The organism is Candidatus Neomarinimicrobiota bacterium (genome assembly GCA_041862535.1).
Taxonomy (GTDB): Bacteria; Fidelibacterota; Marinisomatia; order SCGC-AAA003-L08; family TS1B11.
This window is the reverse complement of record JBGVTM010000283.1, coordinates 1-10,118: the sequence shown is the minus strand read 5'-3', so window position 1 is coordinate 10,118 and position 10,118 is coordinate 1. Positions and strand designations below refer to the sequence as shown.

Annotated in this window: 11 protein-coding genes; all 11 read right to left on the bottom strand. The window is 55.2% G+C overall.

The window, feature by feature from the left end:
- Positions 1 to 82: 82 nt before the first annotated feature.
- The gene (gene fliF / locus ACETWG_10535; protein ID MFB0517020.1) at positions 83 to 1,696 is read right to left on the bottom strand and encodes a flagellar basal-body MS-ring/collar protein FliF; all 1,614 of its coding nucleotides are present in this window, start codon (positions 1,694 to 1,696) and stop codon (positions 83 to 85) included.
- Between the two features lie 24 nt (positions 1,697 to 1,720).
- The gene (gene fliE / locus ACETWG_10530) at positions 1,721 to 2,029 is read right to left on the bottom strand and encodes a flagellar hook-basal body complex protein FliE (GenBank protein ID MFB0517019.1); all 309 of its coding nucleotides are present in this window, start codon (positions 2,027 to 2,029) and stop codon (positions 1,721 to 1,723) included.
- A 1-nt stretch (position 2,030) separates the two neighbouring features.
- Entirely contained in the window at positions 2,031 to 2,357 is a 327-nt protein-coding gene (locus tag ACETWG_10525) for a hypothetical protein (protein ID MFB0517018.1), read from the bottom strand.
- 7 nt (positions 2,358 to 2,364) lie between these two features.
- Positions 2,365 to 2,850, bottom strand: a complete 486-nt coding sequence (gene flgC / locus ACETWG_10520; GenBank protein MFB0517017.1) for a flagellar basal body rod protein FlgC — start codon at positions 2,848 to 2,850, stop codon at positions 2,365 to 2,367.
- Between the two features lie 19 nt (positions 2,851 to 2,869).
- Entirely contained in the window at positions 2,870 to 3,238 is a 369-nt protein-coding gene (locus tag ACETWG_10515; protein MFB0517016.1) for a hypothetical protein, read from the bottom strand.
- A gap of 238 nt (positions 3,239 to 3,476) precedes the next feature.
- Entirely contained in the window at positions 3,477 to 4,859 is a 1,383-nt protein-coding gene (locus tag ACETWG_10510; protein MFB0517015.1) for a sigma-54-dependent transcriptional regulator, read from the bottom strand.
- A 114-nt stretch (positions 4,860 to 4,973) separates the two neighbouring features.
- Complete coding sequence (locus ACETWG_10505; GenBank protein MFB0517014.1) at positions 4,974 to 6,173, bottom strand: sensor histidine kinase; 1,200 nt, start codon at positions 6,171 to 6,173, stop codon at positions 4,974 to 4,976.
- Complete coding sequence (locus ACETWG_10500; GenBank protein MFB0517013.1) at positions 6,136 to 6,837, bottom strand: response regulator; 702 nt, start codon at positions 6,835 to 6,837, stop codon at positions 6,136 to 6,138. Before ACETWG_10500 ends, ACETWG_10505 begins: the two co-directional genes overlap by 38 nt.
- Positions 6,830 to 8,215 (bottom strand): response regulator, encoded by a 1,386-nt coding sequence (locus ACETWG_10495; protein ID MFB0517012.1) that lies wholly within the window; start codon positions 8,213 to 8,215, stop codon positions 6,830 to 6,832. Before ACETWG_10495 ends, ACETWG_10500 begins: the two co-directional genes overlap by 8 nt.
- An 83-nt stretch (positions 8,216 to 8,298) precedes the next feature.
- Positions 8,299 to 9,759 (bottom strand): DUF342 domain-containing protein, encoded by a 1,461-nt coding sequence (locus ACETWG_10490; protein MFB0517011.1) that lies wholly within the window; start codon positions 9,757 to 9,759, stop codon positions 8,299 to 8,301.
- Positions 9,756 to 10,118: hypothetical protein (locus ACETWG_10485; GenBank protein ID MFB0517010.1), on the bottom strand; the 363-nt coding region annotated here is incomplete at its 5' end. The genes ACETWG_10490 and ACETWG_10485, both read right to left, overlap by 4 nt.

Here is a 10,118-nt window from a genome sequence, read left to right as displayed (position 1 = left end):
CCTGGCAGCCGCTCCCCGATTCCTTCTGCTCACTACCTCGGACCGGTTTCCCTGATCGGACTTGGTTATATCTCTAGCCATTTTATTCCTCCGGCGGTGCGGCCGCTCTGGAGGTCCAGATGCGAATGAGCTGGGCGGCACCTTCAGGATTTTCTTCGATATATTTGGTTACTTCTTGGGTCATTCTGTCTTGGGCTTCCAGCTGTGCCCGGGCTTCGGGAGACAACTTCATAAGAAACTCATCGGTGATTACCTCCACCTCGCCGCGGGCTTCTAGAGCCGGGGCGGCGCCGGGGACGGCCCCGACCTCTTCCGGCCCCCCAATCAGGATACCTACTCTCCTGGCCGGCAACGCTAAAGCCTCGGAGATGGTCGCTGTGGTAGACCGCAGCATCCTTAACAGGAGTAGGAGGGAAATGAGCAGAGCCAACCCTATCGCGCCGTTGGTGAGGAGCTTATTCCAGAAGTCTTTCCGTTCAACTGAGCGAATCGAAGCCAGCTCAGCCAGCTCATCCTCGCGATCAAATTGCAGATTCTGTACCGTTAAGCGGTCACCCCGGGCAAGATCAACCCCCAGTGCATTGGCTATCAGATCCTGAATCCGGTCGAGCTCTTGCTGAGTACGCGGGATATAAGTAGCCTGCTCTTCGCCGGCGCCATCGGTTCCAAATTGATAGGAACCATCTACCAGTACGGCCACCGTCAGGTGCCGCAGATCGCCGGAGCTGCCCACAAAGTGTTCTAGGGTTTTGTTCAGCTCATAGTTGGTAACGGTCTGCTCGATGCTACGGGCGGAGGTATCCGTGCCTGTATACTGCTCAACGTTTCGCTCTTCGCTCAATACGGCCGCCTCTTCAGTATCATAGAACTCCCTGGTTCGCTCCAGCTGTTCGAAGTTGAGGTCGGCGGATACCCTTACGACGGAACGGCCGGGACCGAGCACGTCATCCAGCAAATCCTGGGCTTTCTTTTGCAGCGCCTCTTCCACCGAACGCCGGATTTCCCAGTTCCGGCTCCCGATGGGAACCTCGTCACCTTCCCGGATTACCTCCGAAAGGAGCTTCCCGGTAGCATCTATAATGGAAACATTTTCTACATCCAGATCGGGGACGCTGTTAGCTACCAGCGCCGAAATACCATTGATCCGCTTGGGAGAGAGAAATGCACCCGGCTCCAGATGGAGGACCACCGACGCCGTAGCCATATCACCCTCTTCAAAGAACTTCTTCTCGGGGATCACTAGATGTACCCTGCTCAGTCGCACCTCCTCCATCTGATTGATGGTTCGCACCAGCTCCCCCTCAAGTGCTCGCTGATAGTTCACCCGCTGCATGAAAGTCGTCATTCCCATTCGCTGCTCATCGAAGAGCTCAAATCCGGTCACGGAGCCGGTCACAACGCCCTGAGCGGCAAAGGTGAGCCGGTATTCTGAGACTTGTTCCGCAGGGACGTACACCGCCGTACCATTGGCTCCAAGGCGGTACGGAACCCCATCGTCTCGAAGGGTGGTCACAATCTGGTTGGCATCTTCCGGTGCCAGATCACTGTAGAGCAACGCATATTCGGGCCGGTTGGCCCATAAGGATAGGACGATGAGGGCGCTGACCACAGCGATTAAAATGGTGAACAGCGCCACGCGCTGTCCGACACTGAATTGCTGCAGAAAGGTCCTGATCTGCTGTAAAAACGGTGGCATGGCTTACTACCCCGCTCGCTTGTGTTAAATGTTCATTCGGTTGATTTCCTGATATGCCTCCAGCATCTTATTCCGGATCTCCAACATTAGCTGGAAGCTGATGCTGGCTTCCTCCAGGGCGATCATAGCGTTATGAAGATCCTCCGATTCGCCCGTGACGACCTTGCTGACTTCCTCGTTGGCTTCGGCCTGCTTGGCATTTACGGAATATAGCAACTCTCGCAGCTGGTCACTGAACCGGACATCTCCGGGCTTGTCCTTTCGCTGCTGAGGACTGGTAGGTTCCGGGAGGCTTTTAGGACCAATACGCATTGGATTTTCTGGAATCTTCATTTTATCCCTTCACATCAACAAAATTTCCGAGAACTGTCGGTTTAGGCGGCCGGGCTCCATAGCTGGCTGCATTCACCCCGGATTGATCATTGAAAAACAGCTCAATGATTTCCTTCTCACCGGAAGTTAGAATACTGGAATTATTTTCTGTCTCCACTGACCGGGCTGGATTGTAATCTGGTTCGAGATCCAGCGCTAGTTCCGGGGAAGCTTCCATCTGGTCCGGGACCGGACTGGCAAGCTGGGACCCCGGTGCTTGCTGAGGCTGGTGCAAGCCCTCGGTTACTGTCTGGAGCAATCCCTGCAACAGTGTGTGCTTAATCTCCATTCGCCGCTCAGAGCTCCAGGGTTCGCTTGGCCACCTGCTTGGCGGCGTTGAGCACGGTGGTGTTGGCCTCATACGACCGCGTGGAGGTGATCATTTCCATCATTTCCTGGACCACATTGATGTCCGGTGTGCGTACATACCCCTGGGCATTGGCCTTGGGGTGGGTCGGGTCATAAATCAAGCGCTCATTGGGGTGCTCAATCGTCTTTACCTCGGGCCAGGGCTCACCGTACCAGCCGGTGCGTTCGCCGATCCCCGGCAGATGGGAACGACTGGTACGCCTCAAGCTCAGCGTTTTCTCCCTTAAAAATGACCGGAAGGGCTCCTTCCGCGGCCGCGGATCCACCGATTTGCGGTGATAAAGGGGCTCGCCGTCCGCAGCCACCTGGTTGGCGTTGGAAATGTTTTCCGAGACGGTTTCCAAACGGGCCAGCTCGCTGGTCAAACCTCTGGCTACATGACCGAAAACAGTGAACAAACCTTGAATCTTCATTGCATTTTCCCTTCAAGAATCAGCGGATACGGCCCGTGATAGCCTTGGTCAAATCCTCGAACTTGCGCCGCATGGCCCGCGTAGAGAAATCATACCGGATCTGATTTTGCGCGAGGTCAGCCATTTCCCGGGTGATCCCCACCGGTCCCCGCTCCCATTCCGGCGGCTCTATCTCCGCCGGGTCCGGGATAATATGACGGGGATCGCTGGTGCGCAGTATACTCCGGCGTTGAGCTTCCGATAGCGCATCCAGGAAACGAGTGGGCTTCCGTTCATAGCCGACGGCGTTGAGGTTCGACACGTTCTCCGCAATGTTGCGATGATGCCGCATCAGCAGATCCAGCGAACGCTTCAACAGGACCGCAGGCTGATTCTCAAAAATTTTCATGGCAGACAGTCCTCTTGCCTCATGTCAATCGAGAAAGCAACAAGAGTCGTGCCAAACCCGGCTCAGGGAATCCCCCCCTAAAGTTGAGGGGAGCGGAAAGATTGCTAAAGGGGGTGCCCCAATCCGGGATTTGATATGGGGAGAAAAGTTACCGGGCGTAAGGCAATTTTTACCGCCCGGGCTACCAGCGACGGGTGGGTAGCGTCCACCTGACCGCAGGGGGCAATGGCAGACCATATCACCTGGAAGCGGAGCTATCGAGACCATATAACTTCAGTTTATTGCGCAAGGTTTTTACCGAAATAGCCAGGATCCGGGCGGCCTGGGTTCGATTCTGGCCCGTTTTCTCCAGCGTGGCTAGAATAGCCTGTTTTTCCACCTCGGCCAGGGTACTTCCGCCTCCAAAGGGGAGCGTACCCCGATTGCGGCTGTTGCCTTCAGCAGGAAAGAAATGCTCTAGAACCAGCTTGGGTGAGGACTCGGCAAAGAGAATTGCTCGCTCGGTGTTGTTTTTCAGCTCCCGGACGTTGCCGGGCCAATCATAAAGCTCCAGCCGGCGGAGGGTATCCGCCGAAAGCTCCTTCTTGGGCCGACCGTACTTCTGACAGAAATAGGTTACAAAATGGTCCAGGAGGAGGGGGATGTCACCGGGCCGTTCCCGCAGTGGTGGCACGAAAATGGGGACTACGTTCAACCGATAGAACAGATCCTCGCGAAAGGTGCCTTCCTTCACCATCTCGCCAATATTCCGATTGGACGTAGCCACGATGCGCACATCCACCTCAATTGGTTTGTGACTGCCGACTTTGGTGAACCGCTGATCCTGCAGAACCCGAAGCAGCTTCGATTGCAGGCCGAGAGGAATTTCACTCACTTCGTCTAACAGCAGCGTTCCGCTATCGGCCTCTTCAAATATGCCTCGGGTGGTTTTACTGGCCCCCGTGAAAGACCCCTGCACGTGGCCGAACAGGGTGCTTTCAATGAGATTTTCAGGGATGGCGGCACAGTTCAGCTGCAAAAAAGGATTATCAGCCCGATCACTGCACTTGTGAACCGCGTTTGCTACTAACTCCTTCCCCGTGCCACTTTCACCCTGAATGAAGACAGGGGCGTCACTCTGGCTCACCATATCTACAATCTCCAGGACATTAAAAATCTCAGGACTCTGGCCCACCATCTCCGATCGCACTTCTTGGGCCTTGAGCCTGTTCCTCAGATCCCGGTTTTCTTTCCTGAGAGTGTTCAGCTCAAAAAACCGCTTCAAACGGGATTCAATCTCCGTGATGGAAAAGGGTTTGGTGAGGTAATCAAAGGCACCGTCCTTCATCGCCTTCACCGCGGTTTCCACCGTACCATAGGCAGTGATGATAATTACCCCCAAGGACTGATCGAGCTGGTTGACGTCCCGGAGGAGCTCCAGTCCGTCTTTCTTGGGCATCTTCAGATCAGTAAGCACTAGATCCGGCGGCGATGACTTAATCTTCGCCAGGGCCTCTTCGCCATCATTAGCTAGCTCCACGCGATAGCCCTTGCCCTCAAGGGTCTCCTTCAGAAAGAGTCGGATATAGTTGTCATCATCGACAACCAGAATGCAGCGGGAATCAGTCCCTTGCTTCTTCACAAGCAGTTACCTCCACGCGTCTCCGTTTCTGTGCTGGGTCTCGAGTACGGCTCTACTGCAACCGGTGTGGTCCCCAAACGGGAATAAAGCTCCATACCAACTTTCCCCGGCATACTATGCCGGCAGAGTGAGGCCAACTTCTACCCCCTGTTCTTCATTAGGATTGACTTCAGCCCGACCACCCAGGGCCTCCGCAATGCGGCGCACCCGTACCAGCCCTAACCCAAGATGGCCCGACTTGGTGGTAAAAAACGGCACCCACCAGTCTGATCCATCTAGGTTCACCAGCTTCGGGCCGCGGTCCTGGACGGCAATAGTCGCTTCCTTACCGTCAGTTCGCAGCTCAATCTGAATGGCGCCGTCATCCGGCCGCTCCAATGCCTCAACCGCATTGTCGAGGACTTGCTCCAGAGCCATCTTAAGCAGCTCCGGATCGCTCACAACCTGAAGATTATCGGAGCTATCTACCAGGTTGATGAGACCCTCCGGCAGCGAATTATTCGAAATGTATTCTGCCGCATAGTGCTGCAGGAATGGGAATAAATCGATTTTAATCCAGTGGGGTTCCAGAGTCTCGTGAAAAACAGTGCCCAGTGCAGAGGCCAGCAGGCTCAGGCGCTCAATTCCGCTCCTGATGATGTTGAGTTTATTGCTCTCCTGAGGGTCTAGATGCTGCACCTGGAGGAGCAGTTCGGCAAATCCCTGCATGGATGTCAGGGGGGTGCGGATCTCGTGGACCAGGGTACCGGTCAGGTTTTTCAGGATCTGGTCTTCCACCTCTCGTAGGTGATCAAGTTCCAGCTCCTGGACTACCAGCAATAGCAGCCGGCCTTTCTCAACTGGATTATCCAGGTAAATGCAATCATAGACGCCGGCGGGGCTGCCATCTTTTACCCTGAGCTCAACGGCGGCGCACGATGTAGCCTCATCAACGAGCTTCTGGAGGGTCGCCACTGATGCCGGGGCCAGGACCTCTTTCAGCGAAGCGGCTTCCCCAAGGCTAAAATCCTTCTGGGCTTCGCTGTTGGCGGAAACCACCTCCAGAGCCTGATTTATAACCAAGGATGCTTTGGATAACCCGCCTACCAGGGTACCCATGAGGTAGAGTGGTGCCAGATTGGGAAGCGCCAGACCGGTGGGGGCCGGCGTGGGCTCCCAGGTCTCTTGCACCGGTGTAAGCAATTCCTGTTCCAGCTGGTGATAGGCCGACTGAACCTCAGCCGCAGCCATGCGGAATTGCTGAATGAGGTCCTCCAGGGAACCCTGCTGATCGAGTTTATTGCTCACCTGGTTGGGGCTGCTCTCCTTCTTCATCTGATGCCTCAGGCTGGTCGGTCTGCTCCTCTTCGGGAGCTTCTGGTGTTGTGGGCCGGATTTGTCGCTCGTAGCTGGCTATCGCGCCGGAACCAGCGCCTGGTATTGCACTTGGACGGCCCGCGAAAGGTGTCGAACGCAGGGGTAGCTCCTCTTCCGCGCCAGTCCCTACGGGTTCTTCTACGCCGGGCTCCGGCGGCTGGGCCATCCGCTCGAGCTCAGCCTGCAATTCTTCAATGGTATGCTTCAGCTCCCGATTTTCCTGAATCAGTCTAAATTCCCTCCGGGCCCGTTCGATCCCCATCATTAACTGCTCGATCCGGAAAGGTTTGACCAGATAATCATAAGCTGTGTGGCGGAGCCCTTCGATAGCGGTACTTAATGTGGGATAGCCGGTCATGAGAATGACGATGAGGTTTGGAACTTGCTGCCGCATAACCTTGGCCAACTCCATCCCATCCATATCAGACAGGTCGATAGCGACCACAGCAACGGCAGTGGGATGATCGCGAAAGATTTCTAATGCCTCAGCAGAACTTTGAGTGGAAAGGACCTCCCAGCCCCGGTCCTGGAGTTGGAGCGTAAGGGTTTTCAGGACCAGCTCGTCCGCATCGACGATGAGAACGGACCGGAAGGCATCAGGCCATTTAAATTCCTCACTCATCACGCGGCTTGACTGTGTATTGTTGGTGTACATGTTGATGGATTTGATGTAATAGACGGGCCCAGACCTTGTTCAGGAATTCTGCGGGATTGGGAGCATTCTGCGGCCAGGACGCGGAAGCATAGAACAACTCGGCGACACCCTCAGCCTGGAGCTCGGCTAGCTCTGACTTACGGAAGTCCTCCGCGAAAGCCATGCAAGTGATCTCCGATTGGACCTGGTTGGCCCCCGGAAAGAACGCCAGGGCAGTATCGGCAACCAGCCAGTGGATGTCGGCCTTGGGCTCATGTTTGCGGAGTAAATCTGAACAACGCTGGTGAAAGGATTTCATCTCCTTTTGGGAGGCCAATGTTCTCGGAGTTATGAATCGCAGCAGGTTCACCCCGATGCACTCATCAGATGCTTCGTGGGCGTTTACCTGCCTGCTGAAGATCCTTTGTGCTTCTGAGTGCCAGGGGGCATCAATCCCGGCTGTAGACTGCATCACGCGGCATTGGTACACTTGCGGTGCAACCTGGAGGGCTAGGATTCGCAAGAGCATTCGCTGGTCTTCTGAAAACTCCGGCATGTTGACCGGGAGGAACACTACCAGAAATCCCAACAATAGCTCGCGGTAACGAATAGGTGTAAATACAATGCCTGCCAAAGGCTCATCCGGTGTGGAGAGTTCTATCGGAAATTCGGATGGCTTCCCTTCGAAATCCAGAAGGGTCTGCTCATCAGGAGAGACCGCCGTATCCAGGAAATTCCACGAGCAGGCGGTCACCCGTTCAGCCAGGGTTGATCCGGCAGGAAAATTAGTCTTACCGACAAGACAGCCCTGGTCCTCGTCTTTCAGTATCAGGCAACTATGAGTGATTCCCAGTCCAATGGAGAGGGTGTCCAGCACAAACTCCATGGTGATTTCGCAGTCGTCGGTATCATAAAGAAAGCGAGTGACCTCGTAGAGGGTGGAAACGTCCTTGAGCATTTTGCTGATCCGCACTTGCAGGGCTTCATTTTCCCGCTGCACCCGCTGCGCTGTCAGCGCCCGGTCCACTATTCGGCCCAGCTCGCGCAGTTCAAAGGGCTTGTTCAGGTAAGCATAAACGTCGAGACTGACCGATTCGATGGCCGAATCCAGGGTGGCATAACCGGTCAGAATGATAAGCTTGGTATCAGTGCTCTTGGCATGCACTGCCCTGGCAATTTCCATTCCAGATACTTCCGGCATGCGCAAGTCGAGGAGGACCAGGTCGAAATCCTCATTTTGGACCGTTTCAAGCGCCTTGGCCGAATCCATCAGGCCCTCTACCTCATACCCGCTCGCCTGCAGGTGCTGAGTAACAGCTTCAACGATATACTTTTCGTCATCGACCACCAGGATGCTAGCTGCCATGCTTCCCCCCCGATTATCGCGGCCCCGCCCCGGCGGAGGGCATCAAGGGCGGCCCCTCTGGGCAATTTGTACCCATCCCCGCGTCACGATTTCTTTTCAAGTGCCTGGCGCAGCGGCCCGAAGGCCAGCCGGTCCCCAGCGCGGAAAAAGAGCACGTTGTGTCGCTCCTTATCCATCTCCAGGTTTACATCACCTATAGCTACGGAGACATTGGGGTAAATGGTATCATGAACCCGGATAGTCTCAGCCTCGGGTTTCTCCTCTTCCGGAGCTTTGGCCTGTTTTATCAACTGTGCCTCTTTGGTGCTTTGTTGGCGGTATCGACTGAGCAGGAAACTCTCCTTTCGTTCCAATTCTGCCAACTGCACTTCCTTATCGTCTTTTAGTTGCCCCATGCGTTCTTTCAGGAGCTTCAGGAAAGCGAGCCGTTTTTGAACATAGGCCAATTCCATGCGGTTGCGCCGCTGATCGTGGCGCAGCTGGTATCGCGCCCGGGAGAGGTTCATTGGGGGAGTGTAACCAACCTTCAGCTCCGTAGCAATGCGGCTCTCCGAGCCCGCAGTGCGGACATCAATCCTTTTCTCAGCGAAGAGGATACCCCCCCGAACGGTACCCTTGTTGGTGACGGCCCTGATGTAGCGCCCGGCGGTGACGGCGCTATTTAGAACGTAACGCTTGACCTCTACGTCCAGCTTGGCTCCGATAGTGGCATCCTGAATGAACCCGGCCACGATATCACGACCCGCCAGAACCCTGGCCCGACCCTGGCCGATAATGCCGTTACGCACTACAACGCTACCACCACGCGAATAAACTTCCGCACCTTCAATATTGCCGCCAATGTAGATATCTCCGATGGCCTCCACTCTGAAACCTGAGCGCACATCTTTCTCAATGTGAACCGATCCCTCAATCTTGAGGTTGCCTGTCCCGAAATCGACACTCCCATCGACATGGTGAACGTCCGTGACCGATATTCTGTCCCCCAGCCAGGTAGCAATACCCGATTTGCTCGCCAGCAATGTCAGCCCATCTTTAGAGAGAGCGGTGCCGTCACCTCCAGGAACGGGAATATCGGCCCCGGGCAGCGTGATGGACTGGCCAAAGACATTGGTACCGCCTTCCCCTTCTGTGGCTGCCAGCTTGGAGAGAATCTGCTGCCCTTTTTCAACGGCCATAAATAAGGACAGATCTCGACCGGGATTGGAAAGGGCCTCAGTGACATCTAGCGGTGACGCCCCAGCCGGAGAATTGCCGTGCCAGATTAGCCTCGAACTACTCCCTGCTTTTGGTGATTTGCCTTTAGCAAAAACTACCGGCTTACCTCTGATCTTTTCTTCGATGAGCTTCTCTACCACACCATCATCGATACCGTGGATAACGCCGGCATTTTCAATAGCAAGGTGCACCTGTTTGAGGGATGGAAAGGTTTCGGAATCCTCAGAAACGAAGAGAGCAGCTGCGAATCCGCCGTCAAGTATCTGAATATCTATCAGGCTGGTGCCGGCGGAGTCCGGCTCTTTATCTTCCAGAGGTCCACTCACTGTTCATCACCGTATTCAAAGCGTACCTCATGCGTCGCACCACACCCACAAACGATGCTTAGTCCCACAACGGTATCTCCATCCATAATCGGGCTGACCTCGATTCTCCTGGCCTTAGGTTCCGGCTCAGGCTCCAGTGATATCTCATGCGTGATCTTTACCGGTGTGCCGCGGTGCACATTGTCCTTCTTGATGACACGTCGGTGACCAATGCCAGATACTGCCTGCTTCGGAAGTTGTTCTTCCCGCCACGGCACGAAGTCTGGTGTCTGGGTGGGAAGACCCCTCTTGCTGGCGGATACTTTGTTCTCATCCGGGAACACTAATTCCTCACTCGTGGGCACCGGGGAACCCGGTTG

What these genes read in the sequence shown, in the direction of transcription:
- fliF (MFB0517020.1), bottom strand. Translation starts at nt 1,696, where the DNA reads ATGCCACCGTTTTTACAGCAGATCAGGACCTTTCTGCAGCAATTCAGT.
- fliE (MFB0517019.1), bottom strand. Translation starts at nt 2,029, where the DNA reads ATGAAGATTCCAGAAAATCCAATGCGTATTGGTCCTAAAAGCCTCCCG.
- ACETWG_10525 (MFB0517018.1), bottom strand. Translation starts at nt 2,357, where the DNA reads ATGGAGATTAAGCACACACTGTTGCAGGGATTGCTCCAGACAGTAACC.
- flgC (MFB0517017.1), bottom strand. Translation starts at nt 2,850, where the DNA reads ATGAAGATTCAAGGTTTGTTCACTGTTTTCGGTCATGTAGCCAGAGGT.
- ACETWG_10515 (MFB0517016.1), bottom strand. Translation starts at nt 3,238, where the DNA reads ATGAAAATTTTTGAGAATCAGCCTGCGGTCCTGTTGAAGCGTTCGCTG.
- ACETWG_10505 (MFB0517014.1), bottom strand. Translation starts at nt 6,173, where the DNA reads ATGAAGAAGGAGAGCAGCCCCAACCAGGTGAGCAATAAACTCGATCAG.
- ACETWG_10500 (MFB0517013.1), bottom strand. Translation starts at nt 6,837, where the DNA reads ATGAGTGAGGAATTTAAATGGCCTGATGCCTTCCGGTCCGTTCTCATC.
- ACETWG_10495 (MFB0517012.1), bottom strand. Translation starts at nt 8,215, where the DNA reads ATGGCAGCTAGCATCCTGGTGGTCGATGACGAAAAGTATATCGTTGAA.